Origin of the sequence: Candidatus Spongiisocius sp., assembly GCF_965221825.1 — a bacterium.
GTDB lineage: Bacteria > Actinomycetota > Acidimicrobiia > Spongiisociales > Spongiisociaceae > Spongiisocius.
In genome coordinates this window covers 45,208-64,447 of the sequence record NZ_OZ244917.1, presented here as the reverse complement: position 1 = coordinate 64,447, position 19,240 = coordinate 45,208, and the positions used below count along the sequence as shown (strand labels likewise).

Below are 19,240 nucleotides of genomic sequence, written 5' to 3'. Positions count from 1 at the left end.
TCTGGACGCTTGTCGGTACGCTCCTAACGGAGTGCCTCGAATAGGTCGGACTCCCGGAAGGGTGCGTCCACCCTCGAGTGGACGCGCTGGAAGGCCTCGATGCCCAGCACGTTGGGCACGTCCTTCTCGGGTACCTGGAGCATGAACCAGTCCTCGGGAATCTGGGTGCGGTGGGCTCGCAGGGCGGCAACCTTCTTGTCTATCCACGACCTGACGTCGACCAGAGTGGTGATGTCTTCATCGGGAGTGCCCCAACCCTCCGATTCCTTCGCCTCCTCCTCGGTGATCAGCCCGGCCTCGAGCCGGGCCAGGGTCATCACCCGCACGCGAGAACGCGGCCAGGTGCTCATATAGAGCTTGGCCGGGCTCCAGGTCTCGTCACCCTCCTCGAGCGGGAACCTGCGAGTGTCCTCGGCCCCGAAGTAGGCGGCCATGCCGACCCGGTGGACCTGGATGTGGTCGGGATGCCCGTAACCGCCGAACGGGTCGTAGATGGTCATCACCTCCGGCCGGTGCCGACGGATCAGACGTATCAGGCGGGCGGTGGCCTCCGTGAAGTCCGCCTGCCAGAAACAGTCCGGGTGCTCGTTGGGGTCGGACCCCATCATGCCCGAGTCCCGGTATCCGAGAAAGTGGTGCCGCGAGACGCCCAGGACGGAGACGGAGTCGGCCATCTCCCGCGCTCGCACCTCCGCCAGCCGGGGACGAATCTCATCCGGGTCGTCGTAGTTGTGGACCTCGCCCTCGCACCCGTCGGTGGCCGTGACCACCACCACATGCTCGCCGGCCTCCGCGTACCGGGCCAAGACGCCGCCCGTCGAAGTGACCTCATCGTCAGGATGGGCATGGAAGGCAAGCAGCCCGGGCATGCGGAGTCTCCGGTGGTTCGGTGGGGGTGGTTCCGACCGGCAAGGATAGATGGCTCGGACGGTACCCACGCCCATACCTCAACTGTCGACCAGAGGGCAGACCCGGCATTCGGTGGGGCTTGCGAGCTCCCAACTGAGGGGATTCCGCCAGCCGGATGAACCGGGAAGGTGTTTACGGATGGCCATCAGATCGTAAGGTCGTGTACCGTTGCGGAAGCGAGTCGATGCCGCGAGGCTCACCGGTCGGCTCGCTCGAGCCACCATACGAACGACTCGGCATCGCTGAGCGTCGAGCCGTGCTGGCTGAGAAACATGGCAAGCGCTTCGGCCAGCACTCGCACATGGTTCCGCCCGGCGCGAGGAAACCGGCGGGGGTGGGTGAAGACGAGCCCCATGTGCCTCCGTCCTTCGGCCGCGATACGCCGATGGAGCACCGCGAAGTCCTTCACGTTCTCGGTCACAACCGCTCTGCCCTCCGCCGTCGCGGCCCGGAGCAGATCCTCGTCGGGCAACCCGATGAGATCGGCACGCTCCTTACAGGGCGTACCTCCTCCGACTCGACTATCTGAGTCTTCGAGACGTTAGGTAGAGGGCACCTACGTCCCGGTCTACGCTGGCTTCAATGCATGCTTCCCGTTCTGCGAGCGGAGAGCACGCCCCCCCTAGCCGCCTATGTAGCTCATCTCTATCTTCGGTATGTCGACGGTGGCTTCGGAACGGATCTCCGAGTAGCGATCGTCCCGGGCCTTCCAGACCCTGCGAATGGTGCGGATCAGCTCCTTCTGACCCGCTCCGGATCGCAGGATCCGGCGGAAGTCGGTGCCGGTGAAAGCGAACAGGCACGTGTAGAGCATCCCTTCCGCCGAGATCCGCGCCCTGGTGCACGTTGCGCAGAAGGGCTGGGTGACCGAGGCGATGAAGCCGATCTCTCCGGCGCCGTCCACGTACCGCCAGCGCGTGGCCACCTCGCCCCGGTAGTTGGGGGCCACCGGCTCGATCGGAAACTCGGCGTCTATGGTCCGGACCAGCTCGGCCGCCGGCACCACATCGTCCATCCGCCAGCCGTTGGTGGCGCCCACGTCCATGTACTCGATGAAGCGGAGGATGTGGCCGGTGCCCCGGAAGTGCCGCGCCATGTCCACGACCCCGCTGTCGTTCACTCCCCTCTTGACCACCGCGTTCACCTTGACGGGCAGGCCCGCACGGGATGCCACCTCTATCCCCGACAGCACGGACGCCACCGGGAAGCCCACGTCGTTCATCGCCATGAAGGTGGCCTCATCAACGGAGTCGAGCGAGACCGTGACCCGAGCCAACCCGGCCGAGGCCAGCGCCTCCGCCTTGCGCGCCAGCAACGAGCCGTTGGTGGTGAGGGTCACCTCGCAGCCGGTGGCTCCGGCGAGCATGGCCACCAGCTGCTCGATGCCTTTGCGCAGGAGGGGCTCGCCACCGGTGAGCCGGATCTTCTGCACTCCCAGGCTCTCGAAGGCGCGGGCCAGGATGACGATCTCCTCGAAGCTCAACAGCAGGTCCCGCTTGAGGAACTCGTATTCCCGGTTGAAGATCTCAGCCGGCATGCAGTAGCGGCACCGGAAGTTGCATCTGTCCGTCACGGAGACGCGCAGGTCGCGAACGGGACGCCGCATGGCATCCGTCACCGCCCGGGTATCCACCACCACAGGAATCATGCTGACCAGCCTAATGGTGACCCGGATTTCGGGAACATCTCGAGCCGACCGCTCGTAGATGGTTCAGAATGAGAAAAATTGTCTCGATCTACTCCAGTAGTTCAGCAGTTGTTTGCGCTAGGTTGACTGCCGATCCATGTTGTTCAGGATGACTAATCGTAACTACCACTGCTACATGACCGGGCGGCGGCGCCCTAAGCGGTCGAGCGGCCGATGGCTCGCTGATGAATCCGGCGCCGCCGTCATCGAGACACTCATGGCGATGGGCATGGCTCTGATCACGGCCGTATTCCTGATGAACGGCCTGCTGATGCTCTACGCCCGCTCCGTGATCCAATACGCCGCCGACTCGGGCGCTCGGGCCGGCGCTCTCTCCGGCGGGACCGGACATATCTGCGAGGAAACCGCCGAGCGGATCATCTCCGGCCTGGCCAGCATTTACCAGGACTCCACCGAAGTGGACTGCAACCGCGCCGAGGCGCTCACCACGGCAGAGATCACTGCCCGGCTCCTGCCCGTCTTCCCCTCGTTGGGACCCACTTGGAGCTTCACGATGCGGGCCACCAGCGTCACCGAGCCGGTCCCGTGACGCCGCCCGCGCACCTCCGGTCGCGGATGGCGAGCGAGCACGGCATGGGCGCCATCGACCTGGTGCTGGTGTCGGCGTTCATCCTGATCCCGTTCGCCATGCTGCTGCTCAGCTTCCCCGTACGGATGGAATACCGTTCCATGGCTGACGCCGCCGCCCGAGAAGCGGTACGGGCCTGCGCCACCGCCTTCGATCCGGCGACGGGACAGGGCCGGGCCGAGGCCGTAGCACGGCAGATCCTGGCCGAGCGGGGCCCGGCTCCCGGCGCAACCGTGGTTTCGATCGACTGCCGGACCGCCTGGGCGCCGGGCGGCGTGGTCAGCGCTCGCGTGTCGCTCGACGTGCCGGCCATCGACGTGATGGGGGTCTGGACGGTGGCCTCGTGGACCATCACGAGCAGCTACCGGGAGCAGATGGAGCCGTACCGGAGCACCCCGCGCCAATGAAGCGCCGGGCGGCGGAGGCCGGACAGTCAGGACCGGCAGGTGATCGAGGCGCCGTCGTCCTGTGGAGCCTGGGGTTGCTCCTGATGCTGTTCTTCGCGGGCGGTCTGGCCCTCGACCTGTGGCGGGTGCTCTCCCGGCACGGCACCCTGAGCGGAATCGCTTACAAGTCGGCCGTGGCCGGGGCTGCCCAGGTGGTCGAGTCCGATCTGTACCGGAACGCTGTGGTTCTGGATCCGGATCTTGCCGGGGAGGCTGCCCTCCGGTTCGCCGAGGCCCAGCCCGATTGGGACGCCTCGATGACCCTGACCTCTGACGCGAACGGGTCCGGGATCGTCGTGGAGATAACCGAGACCGTTCCACTGACCCTGATGCGGATGTTCGCTCCCACAGGTGGGATAACGGTCACCGTGACCGCCCGCGCCTCGCCGGCCGAGTTCGAGTAATCCGGCTGTATGGAGGCCGCTGCGTCTACATTTGACCCCTAGCCGCGGAGATGAGGAGATCGTGCGCAGTTTCGACCTGCTGGTAATCGGCGCAGGTTCGGGAAATTCGGTGATCGGGCCCGAACACGACGACTGGGACATCGCCATGGTGGAACACGGCCCGTTCGGCGGGACCTGTCTGAACGTGGGCTGCATTCCCTCCAAGATGTTCGTCTACACGGCCGAGGTGGCCGAGCTGGCGGCCACCGGCGAGCGGCTGGGCATTAACACCAGCTTCGACGGCGCGGACTGGCCTGCCATCCGGGACCGCGTCTTCGGCCGGATCGACCCGATCGCCGAGTCGGGCCGCGACTACCGGGAAGGACTACCCAACGTGACGGTATACCCGGTCACCGGTCACTTCGTGGCGCCCAAGCAACTGGCGGTCGGCGAGGAGGTGATCACGGCCGACCGGATCGTGCTGGCGGCCGGCGCCCGAGCCGTAGTGCCCCCGGTACCCGGCCTCGACGAGGTCGGCTACCACACATCCGACACGATCATGCGCCTGGAGCGGCTGCCCGAGCGCCTGCTGGTTATCGGCGCCGGCTATATCGCCGCCGAACTCGGGGGCGTCATGGGCGCGCTGGGGTCGAGGGTGACCTTCCTGCTGCGGGGAGACAGCTTCCTGCGGCGGGAGGACGAGGAGATCAGCCGCCGCTTCACCGATGCCTACTCACGCCGCTTCGATGTGCGCACCCACACCCGGATCCTCGGGGCCCGCCGCGAGGGTGACGAGGTGGTGTTGCGGGTGGCCGACGGGGACGGGACGACCGCGGACCTGCGAGGTGACGAACTCCTGGTCGCGACCGGACGGAGGCCCAATTCGGACGTGGTGGACGCCGCCGCCGGTGGACTCGCCGTTTCCGGCCGGGGTCAGGTGATCACCGACGACCGGCTCCGCACCAACGTGGACGGCGTGTGGGCGCTGGGCGACATCACCAACCCCATCCAGCTCAAGCACGTCGCCAACCACGAGGCCCGGGTGGTGCGCCACAACCTGACCCATCCCGATTCACCGATCACTGTGGACCACCGTTTCATCCCCCATGCCGTGTTCGGCCATCCCCAGATCGCCGCGGTGGGGTTGACCGAACGCGAGTGCCGGGACCAGGGCCTCCCCTACGTGTCCCATGTCCAGCCCTACTCGGCCGCCGCCTACGGATGGGCCATGGAGGACACTGAGAGCGCCGCAAAGGTCATCGCCCACCGCGACACCCGCCGGCTGCTCGGGGCCCACATCATCGGCCCCCAGGCGTCCACCCTCATCCAGCAGCTCATCCAGGGGATGCACTTCGACCTGACCGTCGACCAGATTGCCAAGGGCCAGTACTACATCCACCCGGCCCTGCCCGAGGTGGTCGAGCAAGCCCTCCTCGAGCTCTAGCCCCCGGGGACCGGCTCGCATGTCATCGGCCTTGTCTACTCGTCAAGTAGGTCCGATCTTGCCGGATCAAGCGCTGTCCGGGGTCGGCGCGCTACCCTCAACGCTCGAGGCTGGTGGATGCTTGGAGCCTCGAACCTCGTAAGCAAGTGTGGCGCATCCCTGGCCCGCGGGCTCCCGGTGAGCGAAAGGATCGGCAATGCCGAGCTATGACTACGACCTAGCGATCATCGGATCGGGGCCTGCTGGTCAGCGGACCGCCCTCCAGGCCGCCAAGATCGGCAAGCGCACCGTCATCCTCGAGAAGGAACCTCGGATCGGCGGCATAAACATCTATGCCGGCACGGTGAGCAAGACGATGCGAGATGCGGTCCTGTACCTAACCGGCTACCGGGAACGCAACATCTACGGCCAGTCCTACGCCGTGAAACAGAACATCACGATGGACGACCTGATGGTGCGCACCCGCTACGTGATCCAGCAGCAGTCTGACATCCTCCAGAGCCAGCTCGCCCGCGACCGGGTGGAGACCATCATCGGGGAGGCCTCCTTCATCGACCGCAACACCCTGAGGTTGAAGTCGGATGAGAACCGGTCCGAGCGCACGATCACCGCCCACAAGGTGGTGATCGCGGTGGGTTCCTACTCCACCGAGCCCCCGGTCGTGTATGCGGACGGACGGCTGGTCTTCGTCAGCGACCACATGATGAGCCTGCCGAAGCTGCCCCGGACGCTGACCATCGTCGGCGCGGGCGCCATCGGCCTCGAGTACACCAGCACGTTCGCGGCCCTGGGCACGCGGGTGACGCTCGTGGACCGGAACCATCGGCTGCTCACCTTCGCCGACGAGGAACTCGCCGACACACTCGCCTACCACATGCGGCAGACCGGCGTGACCCTGCGCCTGACCGAGGTGGTGTTCGACATCGACTACATGAGGGACGAGGTGGGCGACCGGGTGCGAGTGCAGCTCGAGAGCGGCAAGCAGATCATCAGCGACGCGGTCATGTACTGCGTGGGCCGCACCGGATGCACGGCTTCGCTCAACCTCGAGGCGATCGGTTTGGAAGCAGACGCGCGGGGCCGCCTCAGCGTCGATGAGAACTACCAGACGAGCGTCGAGGGCGTCTACGCCGTGGGTGGCGTGATCGGGTTTCCGGACCTGGTCTCGACCTCTCGCATGCAGGGCCGCCTGGCCGCCCGCCATGCGTTCGGCATCAAGCGGAGCGACTTCCAGGACCTCCTCCCCTACACCATCAAGACCATTCCCGAGGTGGCCATGGTGGGCAAGACCGAGGACCAGCTCAACGAGGAAGGCGTCCCCTTCGAGGTCGGTAAGGCTCGATACAAGGAGACGGAGAGCAGCCTGATGCGGGGCGACGACGTAGGGTTCCTCAAGCTGCTGTTCCATCTGAAGACGCGGGAACTCCTCGGGGTGCACATCGTGGGCGAGAACGCCGCCGAGCTGATCCACATCGGCCAGGCAGTGATCGCCTACGGTGGAACCATCGACTACTTCGTGGAGTCGGTCATCGGCTACCCCACCCTTGCCGAGGCATACACCACCGCCTCCCTGGACGGGATCAGCCGGCTGGGGGGCTACTGAGCCTTTGCGCCGGGAACGTACGCCGACGGGTGGCGCTGCCTGGCCTCCGCCCTGCCACCCGGAGGCCCGGACGGCTCGCTTACCTTGAACTCCACCGGGTAGCCCAGCGCATCGGCCAGCAGGCCCGACCGAGCCCTGGCGCTGAACAACTCGATCTCGACATCCAGGCCGTCTGCCGGCTCGACATCGATGGTGATGGTGTCGCCGGCGACCCGGGCATGGACGGTCTCCACCGCCCGCCGGTAGGTGCGGTCCAGCCCTATTCCCACCCGCAACAGCCCGGCCAGCAGCCGAACCTTGCGCCGGTCGGATCGCCGGAGGGCACGAAAGCGCGCATGCCTCCGGCGGGGGGCGCTCTTGCGGTGATAGCGGGCCACCAGGGCGATCAACTCGAGTTCGCCGGCCGTGAATCCGGCCAGGCGTTCGCTGTTGCGGATCAGGTAGTAAGAGTGACGGTGATGGGCGGAACTGGCGACGAAACGCCCGATGTTGTGGAGTAACCCGGCCGCCTCCAGAAGCTCGCTGTCGCTATCGCCCGAGCCGTGGACATGTTGGGTCTCATCGAATAGCTGTAGAGCCATCTCCGTGGCGTGCTCGGCATGGATGAGATCCTCGTGGTAACTCCGGGCCAGGGCCAGGACGCTGCTCCGACGGAGGTCCCCGAGGTGATGGAGCCCGTCTGCCGGTGACTCCTGCCGCCGACTGAACCTGTCGAGTAGGACACCCTCCCGAAGGGCGCCGGTCGAAATGACCAGGGACTCCATCCCCAGGTCTTCGAATAGCTGGCTCAGCAGGACAGCCCCTCCGACGATCACATCGCGGCGGGCCCTTTCCAGACCTCTGAGGTCCCTGCGGTCGTCCGGATGGGGACGGGCCAGAACCTCCGCCACGGTTCTTTCGAGTTCCTCACGGTCGATGGTGGTGTTGGCTACGCTACGCGGCCGCCGCCTGCCCCGGCTCGATGCGGCCATGGACGCCAGGGCGGCGATCGTCCCCGAACACCCCACCGCGATGTCGAAGCCGATAGCCCTGGCACGGCGGGCTTCGGGCGCTACGAAGGACCGGATGTGCCGGCGACACTCCTCCACCGCCCCGGCGCGGATGATTCCGCCCGGGAAGAAGCGGTCGGAGAGGCGGATGTGACCGAGCTTGACGCTACGGACCAGGTGGGGCTCGGTGCCGGTGGAGACGATCAGCTCGGTCGATCCCCCGCCGATGTCGAGAACCAGGTGGGGCCGTCCGGCCGCCGGAACCGCGCTCAACGCCCCGAGATGGATGAGCCGCGCCTCCTCCGTTCCCGGGATCACCTCGACGGCCACTCCGGTCTCGTCCCGCACCCGTTGCTGGAAGTCCCTCCGGTTCTCGGCCTCCCGGACCGCGCTGGTGGCGACCGCCACAACTTCCGCGCCGTATGCGTCCGCGATGTGCCGGAACTCGGCGAGGGCCGCCAGCGCCCGCTCGATCGCGTCATGGGCGAGGTGCTTCATATCGGTGGCGCCCTGCCCGAGACGCACCGACACCTTCTCACGGGCCAAAACCTCCGGAGTCCCACCATCCACCGGCCGGGCGATCACCATGTGCACGGAGTTGGTACCCACGTCGATGGCCGCCAGAGGCGTCGAGTCCCGCATCAATCGGCCAGTATCACCAGCGGACGGCATCGCACCAAACCCGCCATCCGGAGGGGCCTCGGTCGTCCGGCCCTCGGACGATCCCACCAGAGGCCGGACCCTAACCGGACTAGGGCGTGTTCACGCTATACGGGTTCGTTAGTCATCGCGAGTCCGCCGTGGTCGGTCACCCAAACAGAGCGCGATCAACTAGCTCTTCTTGGCCACCCGGACGTAGCGGCGTACGGAGAGAGGCGCGAATATGGCGATGATCAGGCAGGCGCAGAGCACGGTGTAGATGACCGGATTCTGCAAGGGCCAGGATGCTGGTTCGGGTGCTCCCGGCGGGATGTTCCCGAACAGCTCCCTGACCGCCTGGACCAGGGACGAGATCGGGTTCCACTCGGCGAACACCCTCAGCACCGTCGGGAGGCTCTCGGCGGGCACGAACGTGTTGGCGATGAAGGTGAGCGGGAAGATCACGATGAAGGAGGCGTTGTTGAGCACCTCCGGGCTGGGCACCGACAGGCCTAGCAGGGCCATAACCCAGGAGACCGAGTAGGCGAACAGGAGGAGCAGCAGGAAGGCGGCGAGGGCGTCGAGCAGGCTTCCCCTGATGCGCCATCCCACGATGAGTCCGGTTATGGCCATCACGGTCAGCGTGATGACGTTGTAGATGACATCGCTGGCGGTCCGTCCCAATACCACCGCCGCCCGCGACATGGGCAGGGAGCGGAACCGGTCGATGATGCCCTTCTGCATGTCCTCGGCGAGGCCGGCGCCGGTGAAGGTAGCGCCGAATATCACGGTCTGGCCGAAGATCCCACCCATGAGGAACTCCCGGTAGGACCCTCCCGGAATGTCGATAGCGCTTCCGAACACGTAGGCGAACAGCAGGACGAACATGATCGGCGAGAGCAGCACGAACACCAACACGTCGGGCACCCGCTTGAGCTTGATCAGGTTGCGGCGGGCGATGACCAGGCCGTCGCCGAGGGCTGTTAGGAAGTTCACCGCGACCCCCTTCCCCTCCGGCCCGGCTTGGCAGACTCCGGGGTCTTCTCCCTGGACTCGGCGGAAGCGCCGGTCAGCGCCAGGAACACGTCATCCAGAGTGGGGCGGCGGAGCACCGCCTCGCTGATCCGGAGCTGATGGTCCTCGAAGGCCTGCAGCACCGCGGCCAACTCACGGGCCCCACCCGAGACGGGCGCAACCACCGTGCGGGACCGTTCCTCGCGCTGTAGATCCCCGACCGCCACCCGGCCAAGTAGCTCGTAGACCGCAGGCAGGTCGTCCCGGTCGGTGACCTTGATCCCGATCCGCTCGCCTCCGACCATGTCCTTCAACTCGTCAACGGTTCCGTGGGCAATTGTCTTCCCCTTGTCGATAACCAGGACGTCGTCGGCCAACCGGTCGGCCTCCTCCAGGTACTGGGTGGTGAGGAGGAGCGTGGCTCCCTGGTCGACCAGGGTGCGGATCAGCCTCCACAACTCCCGACGGCTGATGAGGTCCAGGCCGGTTGTCGGCTCGTCCAGGAACAGCACTGGCGACTCCGCCACCAGCGCTCCGGCCAAGTCGAGCCGCCGCCGCATGCCTCCCGAATAGGTCTTGACGGGCCGGTCGGCCGCGTCGGCCAGGTCGAATCTGTCCAGGAGCTCCCGGGCCCGGGATCGGGCCTTCTTCCGGCCGAGGTGGTAAAGGCACCCGATCATGTCCAGGTTCTCGAAGCCGGTCAGATCCTTGTCGACGGCGGCGTACTGACCGGAGAGGCCGATAAGCTTGCGGACCTCCGCCGGATCACCCAGCACGTCGACGCCGGCCACCGTGGCGGAGCCCTCGTCAGGTTCTATAAGGGTGGTGAGGACCGACACCGCCGTGGTCTTGCCTGCCCCGTTCGGTCCGAGCAGGGCCACGATGGTCCCCTCCCGGACCGACAGGTCCAAACCGTCGAGAGCCACCACATCGCCGTAACGCTTGACGAGTCCGGTGGCTTGGATGATGTCACTCATGGCTGCACGTCCTGTCGACTACCGGCCGGGGCCGCGACTGCGCGGGATCAGGCTCGGTCTTAACTTCTGACCGCACGGACGTCAGGCCGTGCAGCTTTTGACACACCGACATGCGAGGGTAGTACGGTGCCGGAGCTATCCGATCCGCCTCGCCCTCGATTCGCCAGATACGGGATTGTCGCCCGACGACCGATCAGGCCTGGCCGGCGACGTAGCGCCTCATTCCTCGCCTTCGGCGGTGCGGGCGCCCAACTCGGCTTCGATCAGCGCCAAGCCGACCTCGTTGCCCTCCAGCCGACCGATACGCTCGCAAATACCGGAGACCAACGCCTCCTCCTCCACCTGCTCGACCAGGAAGCCCTGCAGGAATGGCAGGCTCTCCAGGTCATCCAACTCGGAAGCCAGCCGGTAGAGGTTCCGTATCTCCTCGGTTACCGCCCGCTCGTGCCGCAGGGCCTCCTCGAACACATGTAGAGGGCTGTCGAACTTGGAGGCCGGGGCGTCGATAGCGCCGATCTCCACCCGCCCGTCGCGGTCCACCACGTAGTCGATGAACATCCGGGCATGGACGGCCTCCTCCCCGGACTGCGCAGCCATCCAGGTGGCCATGCCGGGACGTTCCTCCGCCTCGAAATGGGCGGCCATCTGGAGGTAGGCGAGAGAGGCGCTGAGCTCGCGAGTGATCTGGTCGTTGAGTGCCCTCTCCATCCGTTCGGCTAGTGCCATCGTCGTGCTCCGTTTCGATGCTGGTCTGCGGATATCCAGAGAATCCTACTGAGCCGGAGCGGAACCAGAGAACGCGGCTAGGGATCGGGGTCGGCCGGACCGCTACCCGCACGCCGGCTACACCGCACCGGGAGGTCATCCCATCGCTTTGACACCTCTGGTGCGGAATGCGAGGATCGTGTTCGTAGACAACGCGCTCATCAAGAGCGGTGGAGGGACAGGCCCTGCGAAGCCGCGGCAACCGATCCGTTCGGTGCCAATGCCTGATCGATGAGATAGCCAACGGCGGAACCCCGCGGTCGGCGCTCGATCCAAGGGCGCGTCATGACTCGACGAGAAGGAGCCGCCGACCTATGACCGCAGCGCAAGCTTGGCCCCCCAGGCGCGCGGATTCGAGTTCTTCCTGTACCCGCTCGTGTTGTTGCTCTCGGGTGATCATTCCGAGGCGCTGCCAAGGCTTCCGCTCCTTGCGCCACCACCCGAGAGCCAGATCAAGGCGCAACCACTAGCAACAAGTCAGCAATCAAGGAAGGACAACCAATGACTACTCAGACAGAAGTGAAGCTCAACGACGTTGATATCGAGGCAGTAGGGGCGCTGGTCTCCGCCGTGGCGGAGGATCCGGAGAAGGGTCAGACCGATTGGAGCGCCACCGTGACCTGGAAGGGCGCCTTCCGGTCGGAGGTCTCCATCCGGGACTTCGACCCCATCCCCTCCGACGAGCCGGCCGGTCTGGGCGGCACCGACACCGCCCCCAACCCGGTTGAACAGGTGCTCGGAGCGCTCGGTAACTGCCTGGCTGTCGGATACGCCGCCAACGCCACGGCCGCCGGTGTCGAGATAAGGGACCTCAAGATAGAGCTCAGCGGCGATGTGAACCTGGAGAGCTTCCTCGGACTCAAGCCGGGCCACGCCGGATACGGAGGCCTATCAGTCAAGGTACACCTGGACTCCGATGCCTCTGAGGAGCAACTGGCGGCCCTGCACGACAAGGTCGTGAACAGCTCGCCCGTGGGCCACACCCTCCAGAACCCGGTTCCGGTCCGGATCGACCTGGCCTGAGACGCCAGGCGCCGGAACCGGTCAGGATCGCGGCCGAGATCCCGAAGGGTGATACGACACGATCCCCTCACGGCGGCCGTCCCTACCTGAAGATCAGCGGGCAGGCTCGTACCGTGGCTGGGACGGCGAGAGCCGTGCCGCCTCGATACGGGCCTGCGGCTGATGGTTCTCCAGGAGTGCCACCAGGTCACGGGTGGCGGAGGCAACGCCCTCCGCGGCGCCCTCGTGATGACCCTCCACGGTGAACAGGGCATCCACCGTGTCCGGACCGGTGGCGCTCTGAGCGCTCTGGCGCCAGCACCATCGGCGGGCCGCCACCGCGCCCGCACGGTCGACGAATATGACCTCCCCGGCCTCCGGTGAGGTGGTCCTTGAACCACCCAGGTCGTTGAATCTCTCGTCTCCCATGGCGAAACGAACCGTGATCGGACCCGCAACCCGATCAAGATCAATCGCCGCGACCGGAAGCCCGTACCGGATGGACACCAGGTTCGCTATGTCGACCAGAGCGTTGATCGACGGCACGTCACCCGTCTTCGTAAGCCGCCGGATCAGCGCCTCGGCGGCGTTGCGGTAGCGGGTCGGCTGCACGCCGAAGGCCGAGAAAGCCCTCCTCCAGGCGACGATCGTAGGGATCTCGGACATCGGCATGCCCCGGAATCGGGCCAGGGAAGCGGCCTGCTGCTCCAGAAACGCCCGCCGTAGAGGATCGGGGCTGAGGCCGTTGACCAACCCGACGGCATGGACCACCCCGGCTCGGATGGTCGGGAACCTGGCCAGCACCTGATCGTGGTACGAGAACATCGATGTCGAGGATACGGTACGGACGAGGCGCCGGAGGATCGGCTAGGAGGGTGCAGAGGAACGGGGACGGGTCAACCGCGGCGCCCTGACCCGGGGTTGCCGCCGACGATCGGGCCAACCGGACGTTCTTGAGCGTCCTCCTATCGCAATCCCCTCACGAACGGTTTGGCCAGCGCGGCCGGCTGGACGAACCGTTTGGTGATGAAGTACATGACGACCAGCGTGAGGAGATAAGGCAGGGCTGCCAGGAGCTGGGCGTTCACCTGGTAGCCCAGCACCGGCACCGCCAGGCGGAAGGCATCCGCCATCCCGAACAGGAGCGCCCCGGCCAGCGTGCCCCGAAGCGTCCACCCACCGAAATAGACGGCGGCGATGGCGATGAAACCCCGGCCGCCGACGACGCCGACATCGAAGCTTCCCACCTGACCCAGGATCAGAAACGCCCCTCCCAGGCCGGCCAGGCTTCCGCCGTAGGAGACAGCCTGGCGCCGGCGCCGGTTGACGTCGACCCCGGAAACGTCTGAAGCCTGAGGGTTCTCGCCCGCCGACCTCACTTCCAAACCCCATCGGGTCCGGTAGAGGAGCCACCAGGTCAAGGGGATCAGCCCGTACAGCAGGTAAGTGGGCCAGGTCTGGCTGAACAGCGCGGGTCCGATCACCGGAATGTCGGACAGGAACGGCACGCCGACCACCGCGGCCCGTCCTCCGAGGGGGCTGACCGTCGCATCCAGGAATCCGGCCAGGCCCAGCACGAGAACGTTGACCGTGATCCCCACCACGAACTGATCAGCGGTGAGCCGGTGGCTCATGTTGGCCGCCACCATCGCCACCGACACCCCGGCCACCGCCCCAGCGGCCAGGCCGAAGACGGTCGATCCGGACATGTCGAAGGCCACCGCCCCGCCCAGCGCGCCCGCCAGCAGGGAGCCTTCCACCGATATGTTGATGGTCCCCGCCTTCTCGGCCACCAGCTCACCCAGCGCGGCAAAGGCCAGGAACACACCGAGCCGCACCGCGCTCCCGTACATGGCGGGACTGGTGAAGATGTCACCCAGGGCGGCGAGGATGTCGCTCATGCCGGTTCCGTGGCCCGGGATGCGACCAAGACCTGGCGCCGGTCCCGCATGAACTCCACCGCCGGAGGGACCAGCAGGGCCAGCACCAGAAGGGCCTGAACCACGTCCACCACGGTCCGATCCACCCCCGTAGCTGCCAGGAACCCGGATCCGGTTCGAAGAGCGGCGAACAGGATCGCCACCGGAATGCAGAGGAGGGGCCGGTTGCGCGCCAGCAGGGCGACGAGCAGTCCCTGCCATCCGATCTCGTTGGAGAAGCCGGTGGTCAGGCGGGCGCTCGATGCCCCGGCCGCCAGCATCGCGGCCCCTGCCAGGCCGGCCGCAGCGCCTGAGATGAACAGGGCCGTGGCCCCGGCCCGCCCGAAGGACACTCCCGCCTGCTGGGCGACCCTGGGGTTGCTCCCCAGCAGCCGGAGCCTGAACCCGAACACGGTTCGGGACAGGACGAAAGCCACCAGCCCGGCGCCGAGCAGGGCCAGGAAGAATCCGACCGTGACCTCGTTGCCCCAAAGTGTCACGACCGGCAGGCGCACTGAGCCGGGGAGGGCGGCGCTGGTTACGGCCTGGCTAGGCCGGTTCGGGTCGAGGTCCCGCAGGAACCAGTCGGTGGTGATAGCGAAACCGACGATCTGAAAGGCCACGAACACCAGAAGCAGGGTGGAGATGACCTCCGGGACTCCCCGGCGGAACCTCATCAGCGCCGCCACCCCGGCGTAGACGCCCCCCGCCACCGCCCCCAGGACAAGCCCGCCCACGAGAAGGAGGGGTCCCGGCCCGGCCAGCCTGGTGCCGATGAGGGCCATCGCCAGCGCACCCATCAGCAGCTGGCCCTCCTGGCCGATGTTGAAGAAACCGGCCCGGACCCCTACCACCATGCCAAGGGCCACCAGCAGGATGGGCGTGGCGACCGCCAGCGTCTCGCCCCACCGTCCTGGGGCCAGGAAGGCGCCGTCCGCCAGGGCGCCGGCGACGCTGTCCCAGGCATTGCCCGTAACCGCCACCAGCCCGGCCGAGACCACCAGGGCGAACCCGACGCTGACCGCGTAAAGCAACAGGACATACAGAACCCCGTCCCGGAGGTCTGGGACGGGAGCGTCGGTGGGAGCGGCCGGAGGATCGGTGCTCAAGAGGCCCTCTCCTCCTCGTCCGTCCCTCCTATCAGCAAGCCCAGCCGCGGCAGGTCGACCTCATCGCGCGACATCTCGCCCACGATGCTCCCCCGATGGAGTACCACGACCCGATCGGCCAGCGACAGTATCTCGCGAAGGTCGGTGGAGAGGAGGAGCACGCCGATTCCCCGGTCCGCCGACCGGCGGATCCGGTCCCCCACGTACTCGATCGCCCCGACATCGAGGCCTCTGGTGGGCTGGTGCGCCACCATGACTTCGGGGGAGGCTGACAGAGCGCGAGCGATCACCGTCCGTTGCTGGTTCCCCCCCGAAAGTTCACCGAGCAAGGCGTCGGGTCCGGACGTCCGGATGTCGTACTCCTCGATCAGTTGGAGGGCGTTGCTGCGGATGGCGTCCTGGCGCAGCAAACCCCACCTCCGCATGTTGTGCGTGAAGGGGATCATCAGGTTCTCGGACACGCTCATGTCGAGTACGCATCCGGCCCGGTGACGATCAGCCGGTACGACCGCTATACCGGCCCCGGCCATGGCCCCGGCCACGCCGGTCGGAACCGTCCGGCCTTTGACCTGGACCGTCCCGTCATCAAGGCGGAGGAGACCGGCCAGCAGATCGGCGAGGGCAGTCTGGCCGTTGCCTTCCACGCCCGCGACACCGACTATCTCTCCCGCGCCCACCGCGAGCGACAGGCCGTCCAGTAGCACCCGCCCGTCCGCGCCCTTCACCGATGCGTTGTCCACCTGCAAGATCGGAGTTGTCGGTGCGCCAGGCTCGGCGGTCTGGCCGGGTCCCTCGTCGTCCATCGGGTCGGCATCGAGCAGGTCCCGGGCGACCTGGTCCCGCTCGAAGGCGGCCGTGACCGTGCGGAGCGGTACGGGGCGACCCACCATCGCCTGGGCCAGCGCGGGAACCCGGGCTTCGGCGGTCAGCAGCCGATCCACCACCCTGCCCTGCCGCATCACCGTGATCCGGTCGGTGGCCCGCAGGATCTCATCGAGCTTGTGGCTGACCAGCGCCACGGCCCAACCCTGGGTCCGGACGCCGGTCAGGAGAACGTCGAACAGGTACTGGGATTCGGCCGGGGTCAGCGCCGACGTCGGCTCGTCCAGGATGATGACGCGGGGCCGGCGCCCCAGGCACTTGATGATCTCGACCCTCTGGCGGATGCCGGCCGAGAGGTCGCGCACGGTCGCGTCGGGATCGACCGAGAGGCCGTAGCGCCAGGAGATCCTCCGGATACGGGCCCGGGTCTTTTCGGGATCGAGAGGCCCGACCTCGCCGATGGCGACGTTCTCCCACACGGTGAGCGCGTCGACCAGGCTGTAATGCTGGTGGACCATGCCGATGCCATGCCGGACGGCCTCGGACGGATCGGCTATCCGGGTCGCTCCGCCATCGATCCTGATCACCCCCCGGTCGGGATCGACCAGGCCGAAGATCATGCGCATGAGGGTGGACTTGCCGGCGCCGTTCTCTCCGAGAATGCCGTGTATCTCGCCCGCCCGGAGGGCCAGGTCGACTTCCTCGCAGGCGACCACCGAACCGAAGTGCTTGGTGAGGCCGTCCACCTCGAGTACCGGGGGCTGGAACCTGAAGTCGTCGATCATCCGACCCGCCACGTGACTATGCGCAACCCGGAGTGACGGCACGACCAAACTTGTCACATCCCGGCGACATGGCGCGGCCGACCACGTTCCGAGCAGGCAGGATGGTGGTGGTGGCGGGCTCGTCGCGGAGCACCGGCGGTGTTATGGCGACTCTTGAGGCCGGATCGGAACTACCTGGGCGGCCCGGGCCGGGCACTCCGGACCGAGATCCCCGGTGGGTTGATTCGGGAACGCGGCCGGCCGTCGGAGGGGTCAGGCCACACTCGGCGAACGACAGATGGGTCGGAACGGGCACTCAGAAGCCGTAGGCCTCGGCGAGGATCCTGGAGATCTCCTCCTCGAACCGGCCGGCTCCGATCCGGGCGTTCAGATCGGCGAGCTCCTGGTCCTGCCCTGGCGTTCCGTCGCACAGGTCGGCCCCAACCTCGGGATCGACGCCCACGGTGAATCGCCGGGCGCCCCCTTCTTCAGCAGTGCCTCCGATGATCTCTTCGAAGATCGGTGCCAGGTAGTCGCCGGCGTCGAACATCACCTGGATGTCATAGTCCAGGTCCTCCCGTTCGCATCCTTTGGACGAACCGGCGGTCAGGACCACCACACCGTCCTCGTTGGCGAGGCGGACGATCGGCTCGTGCGCGCCGCCCAGGAAGGGGTAGACCGCCGCCACGCCCTCGGCGACCGCCGCGTTGTACGCCTCGGTGGCTCCGGCGGTGTTGTTGAAATCGAACGGGAAGTTGCCGGTGGGCACGTAGATGGCGTCGAACGACGGATCCACCATCTGCAGACCGAGCCGGAAGGCCAGGAAGGACTCGACCTCGAAGTTGAGATCGCAACACCCTAGGAACACCGCCCGGTCGGCGTCACGGGCATCCAGGAGCAGGCCGGTCGCATACCCGGCCGAGATGCCCAGTTCGGCGCCGCTGTCAGCGCTACGGAGCAGGCCGGGCGTGTCCTGGTAACCCGACCCGCAGTTGCAGTACCAGAAGATCTCCTCATGCTCCAGGAACAGGTCCTCGTTGCCATCCGCCAGGTTGCTGGAGCCGATGGCGATTATGTCAGCCCCCTGGGCCACCACGTTGTTCAACTCGGACCGGGCATCGGCCGGGGCCACCTGGTCCACGATCAGCGGAGCCTCGTATCCCTCGGCCGTCGAGATGGCCTCGACCCGCTCGACCAGGGCCTGGTAGTAGGCGCCGTCGTCCCGGGCGCCCTCGGTAACCACCGCGATGCGGACCGAGCCGTCGCCGTTGAAGTCCGCCGCTTGCTGCTCTGCCGGAAGCGTCTCTCCGGATCCGTCCCCGGTGTCGGCGCAGGCCGAAGCGACCGCTATGACCGCCAGAAAGCCGAGCGCGGGCCAGACCCGAAGTCTCTTCATGCGTGCTCCTCAGTACCGTGGACTGCTCGACCCAGGCGCCGGACCATCGTCGTGGGATCCGAAGCTCCCCAGACGTTCCTCCCGAAGCAGATGCCCGACGCTCCCGCCGCCACGACACCGGCCGCGTACCGGACCACCTCATGCTCATTGTCCCTCTTGGGGCCGCCCAGCACGAACAAGGGCGCCTCACACCCTTCCACCACGTCGCCGAGTTCGTCGACCTGCGTCGGGGCCATGGTCTTGATGGCGTCGGCGCCGATCTCCACGCAGATACGGGCGCTCCGGGCGATGTTCTCCGTATCCCAGGGCACTGCCTGGCCCCACCCTCCGGGAATGGACTCGGCAACCACCGGCATGCCGATCCGCTCGCACTCCCCCACCAGAGCAGCCAGCCGGCGCAGCGAACTCTTCTCCTCGCGCATGCCCGGGTAGACCATCAGGATGACCGCGTCGGCGCCGATCATCGCCGCGTGCTCGGATCGATACATCAGCGAGAGGCCATCGCCGTCCGCATTCCGGTCGAGGTGGGTCTCAGCACCGTCCATCCGGAGAATCAGGCCGCACTCGGCGAATGCCTCGGGGTAGCGCCGGGCGATCTGCCAGGTGACCAGCATGCCGTCGGGTTGCCCCGCGGCCACCGCCTCCACCACGTTCAGGGCCGGACCGGACCCGGTGGCCAGCTGCATATCGATGGCGACCAGCACCGCTCGCCCGTCGCCACGCACGAAGCGGCGAGTACGCCGGGTCTTGCCGGCGCCCACGGCTGAGGCCACGGACTCCATG

At 67.0% G+C, this 19,240-nt stretch carries 19 protein-coding genes and 1 riboswitch; of the genes, 6 read left to right on the top strand and 13 right to left on the bottom strand.

What is annotated here, in order from left to right:
- Positions 1-23 precede the first annotated feature (23 nt).
- The 3 genes from ACOQPD_RS00290 to moaA all read right to left on the bottom strand — a co-directional run bounded on the left by ACOQPD_RS00290 (position 24) and on the right by moaA (position 2,557).
- On the bottom strand, positions 24-869 hold the full coding sequence (locus ACOQPD_RS00290; RefSeq protein WP_420612915.1) for a PIG-L family deacetylase: 846 nt from the start codon (positions 867-869) through the stop codon (positions 24-26).
- 236 nt (positions 870-1,105) lie between these two features.
- Positions 1,106-1,387, bottom strand: a complete 282-nt coding sequence (locus ACOQPD_RS00285) for a hypothetical protein (protein WP_420614406.1) — start codon at positions 1,385-1,387, stop codon at positions 1,106-1,108.
- A gap of 144 nt (positions 1,388-1,531) precedes the next feature.
- Entirely contained in the window at positions 1,532-2,557 is a 1,026-nt protein-coding gene (moaA, locus tag ACOQPD_RS00280; protein WP_420612914.1) for a GTP 3',8-cyclase MoaA, read from the bottom strand.
- A 148-nt stretch (positions 2,558-2,705) separates the two neighbouring features.
- Here moaA and ACOQPD_RS00275 point away from each other — a divergent pair, with 148 nt between their 5' ends.
- From ACOQPD_RS00275 to sthA, 5 genes are all read left to right on the top strand, one after another.
- The gene (locus tag ACOQPD_RS00275; RefSeq protein WP_420612913.1) at positions 2,706-3,146 is read left to right on the top strand and encodes a TadE/TadG family type IV pilus assembly protein; all 441 of its coding nucleotides are present in this window, start codon (positions 2,706-2,708) and stop codon (positions 3,144-3,146) included.
- On the top strand, positions 3,143-3,592 hold the full coding sequence (locus ACOQPD_RS00270) for a hypothetical protein (protein WP_420612912.1): 450 nt from the start codon (positions 3,143-3,145) through the stop codon (positions 3,590-3,592). Before ACOQPD_RS00275 ends, ACOQPD_RS00270 begins: the two co-directional genes overlap by 4 nt.
- On the top strand, positions 3,589-4,035 hold the full coding sequence (locus tag ACOQPD_RS00265) for a hypothetical protein (protein WP_420612911.1): 447 nt from the start codon (positions 3,589-3,591) through the stop codon (positions 4,033-4,035). Before ACOQPD_RS00270 ends, ACOQPD_RS00265 begins: the two co-directional genes overlap by 4 nt.
- Positions 4,036-4,096: 61 nt before the next feature.
- Positions 4,097-5,458 (top strand): mycothione reductase, encoded by a 1,362-nt coding sequence (locus tag ACOQPD_RS00260; protein WP_420612910.1) that lies wholly within the window; start codon positions 4,097-4,099, stop codon positions 5,456-5,458.
- Between the two features lie 196 nt (positions 5,459-5,654).
- On the top strand, positions 5,655-7,061 hold the full coding sequence (gene sthA, locus ACOQPD_RS00255; protein WP_420612909.1) for a Si-specific NAD(P)(+) transhydrogenase: 1,407 nt from the start codon (positions 5,655-5,657) through the stop codon (positions 7,059-7,061).
- Here the strand turns inward: sthA and ACOQPD_RS00250 are convergent.
- The 4 genes from ACOQPD_RS00250 to ACOQPD_RS00235 form a co-directional block, all read right to left on the bottom strand.
- Complete coding sequence (locus ACOQPD_RS00250; RefSeq protein WP_420612908.1) at positions 7,055-8,692, bottom strand: Ppx/GppA phosphatase family protein; 1,638 nt, start codon at positions 8,690-8,692, stop codon at positions 7,055-7,057. The genes sthA and ACOQPD_RS00250 overlap by 7 nt on opposite strands.
- Before the next feature lie 189 nt (positions 8,693-8,881).
- Entirely contained in the window at positions 8,882-9,685 is an 804-nt protein-coding gene (locus ACOQPD_RS00245; RefSeq protein ID WP_420612907.1) for an ABC transporter permease, read from the bottom strand.
- Positions 9,682-10,680, bottom strand: coding sequence for an ATP-binding cassette domain-containing protein (locus ACOQPD_RS00240; RefSeq protein ID WP_420612906.1), 999 nt, complete (start codon positions 10,678-10,680; stop codon positions 9,682-9,684). Before ACOQPD_RS00240 ends, ACOQPD_RS00245 begins: the two co-directional genes overlap by 4 nt.
- A gap of 219 nt (positions 10,681-10,899) precedes the next feature.
- Complete coding sequence (locus ACOQPD_RS00235; protein ID WP_420612905.1) at positions 10,900-11,406, bottom strand: ferritin; 507 nt, start codon at positions 11,404-11,406, stop codon at positions 10,900-10,902.
- A gap of 194 nt (positions 11,407-11,600) precedes the next feature.
- Positions 11,601-11,683, top strand: a riboswitch (SAM riboswitch).
- A 263-nt stretch (positions 11,684-11,946) separates the two neighbouring features.
- Here ACOQPD_RS00235 and ACOQPD_RS00230 point away from each other — a divergent pair.
- Entirely contained in the window at positions 11,947-12,468 is a 522-nt protein-coding gene (locus ACOQPD_RS00230) for an OsmC family protein (protein WP_420612904.1), read from the top strand.
- Positions 12,469-12,561: 93 nt separating this feature from the next.
- On the opposite strand, the gene ACOQPD_RS00225 is transcribed toward ACOQPD_RS00230, so the two are convergent.
- The 6 genes from ACOQPD_RS00225 to ACOQPD_RS00200 form a co-directional block, all read right to left on the bottom strand.
- Positions 12,562-13,272 carry a B3/4 domain-containing protein gene (locus ACOQPD_RS00225; RefSeq protein ID WP_420612903.1) on the bottom strand — a complete coding sequence of 237 codons (711 nt, stop codon included), beginning with the start codon at positions 13,270-13,272 and terminating at the stop codon, positions 12,562-12,564.
- Positions 13,273-13,412: 140 nt separating this feature from the next.
- The gene (locus ACOQPD_RS00220; protein ID WP_420612902.1) at positions 13,413-14,348 is read right to left on the bottom strand and encodes an ABC transporter permease; all 936 of its coding nucleotides are present in this window, start codon (positions 14,346-14,348) and stop codon (positions 13,413-13,415) included.
- Positions 14,345-15,475, bottom strand: a complete 1,131-nt coding sequence (locus ACOQPD_RS00215) for an ABC transporter permease (RefSeq protein ID WP_420612901.1) — start codon at positions 15,473-15,475, stop codon at positions 14,345-14,347. The genes ACOQPD_RS00220 and ACOQPD_RS00215 overlap by 4 nt, the downstream gene beginning before the upstream one ends.
- Positions 15,472-17,082 carry an ABC transporter ATP-binding protein gene (locus ACOQPD_RS00210; RefSeq protein WP_420612900.1) on the bottom strand — a complete coding sequence of 537 codons (1,611 nt, stop codon included), beginning with the start codon at positions 17,080-17,082 and terminating at the stop codon, positions 15,472-15,474. The genes ACOQPD_RS00215 and ACOQPD_RS00210 overlap by 4 nt, the downstream gene beginning before the upstream one ends.
- A gap of 295 nt (positions 17,083-17,377) precedes the next feature.
- The gene (locus tag ACOQPD_RS00205; protein WP_420612899.1) at positions 17,378-18,457 is read right to left on the bottom strand and encodes a hypothetical protein; all 1,080 of its coding nucleotides are present in this window, start codon (positions 18,455-18,457) and stop codon (positions 17,378-17,380) included.
- Positions 18,454-19,239, bottom strand: coding sequence for a class I fructose-bisphosphate aldolase (locus tag ACOQPD_RS00200; protein ID WP_420612898.1), 786 nt, complete (start codon positions 19,237-19,239; stop codon positions 18,454-18,456). The genes ACOQPD_RS00205 and ACOQPD_RS00200 overlap by 4 nt, the downstream gene beginning before the upstream one ends.
- Between the last annotated feature and the right edge of the window lies 1 nt (position 19,240).

What these genes read in the sequence shown, in the direction of transcription:
- ACOQPD_RS00290 (WP_420612915.1), bottom strand. Translation starts at nt 869, where the DNA reads ATGCCCGGGCTGCTTGCCTTCCATGCCCATCCTGACGATGAGGTCACT.
- moaA (WP_420612914.1), bottom strand. Translation starts at nt 2,557, where the DNA reads ATGATTCCTGTGGTGGTGGATACCCGGGCGGTGACGGATGCCATGCGG.
- ACOQPD_RS00275 (WP_420612913.1), top strand. Translation starts at nt 2,706, where the DNA reads ATGACTAATCGTAACTACCACTGCTACATGACCGGGCGGCGGCGCCCT.
- ACOQPD_RS00265 (WP_420612911.1), top strand. Translation starts at nt 3,589, where the DNA reads ATGAAGCGCCGGGCGGCGGAGGCCGGACAGTCAGGACCGGCAGGTGAT.
- sthA (WP_420612909.1), top strand. Translation starts at nt 5,655, where the DNA reads ATGCCGAGCTATGACTACGACCTAGCGATCATCGGATCGGGGCCTGCT.
- ACOQPD_RS00250 (WP_420612908.1), bottom strand. Translation starts at nt 8,692, where the DNA reads ATGCGGGACTCGACGCCTCTGGCGGCCATCGACGTGGGTACCAACTCC.
- ACOQPD_RS00240 (WP_420612906.1), bottom strand. Translation starts at nt 10,680, where the DNA reads ATGAGTGACATCATCCAAGCCACCGGACTCGTCAAGCGTTACGGCGAT.
- ACOQPD_RS00235 (WP_420612905.1), bottom strand. Translation starts at nt 11,406, where the DNA reads ATGGCACTAGCCGAACGGATGGAGAGGGCACTCAACGACCAGATCACT.
- ACOQPD_RS00230 (WP_420612904.1), top strand. Translation starts at nt 11,947, where the DNA reads ATGACTACTCAGACAGAAGTGAAGCTCAACGACGTTGATATCGAGGCA.
- ACOQPD_RS00225 (WP_420612903.1), bottom strand. Translation starts at nt 13,272, where the DNA reads ATGTTCTCGTACCACGATCAGGTGCTGGCCAGGTTCCCGACCATCCGA.
- ACOQPD_RS00220 (WP_420612902.1), bottom strand. Translation starts at nt 14,348, where the DNA reads ATGAGCGACATCCTCGCCGCCCTGGGTGACATCTTCACCAGTCCCGCC.
- ACOQPD_RS00210 (WP_420612900.1), bottom strand. Translation starts at nt 17,082, where the DNA reads ATGATCGACGACTTCAGGTTCCAGCCCCCGGTACTCGAGGTGGACGGC.
- ACOQPD_RS00205 (WP_420612899.1), bottom strand. Translation starts at nt 18,457, where the DNA reads ATGAAGAGACTTCGGGTCTGGCCCGCGCTCGGCTTTCTGGCGGTCATA.
- ACOQPD_RS00200 (WP_420612898.1), bottom strand. Translation starts at nt 19,239, where the DNA reads ATGGAGTCCGTGGCCTCAGCCGTGGGCGCCGGCAAGACCCGGCGTACT.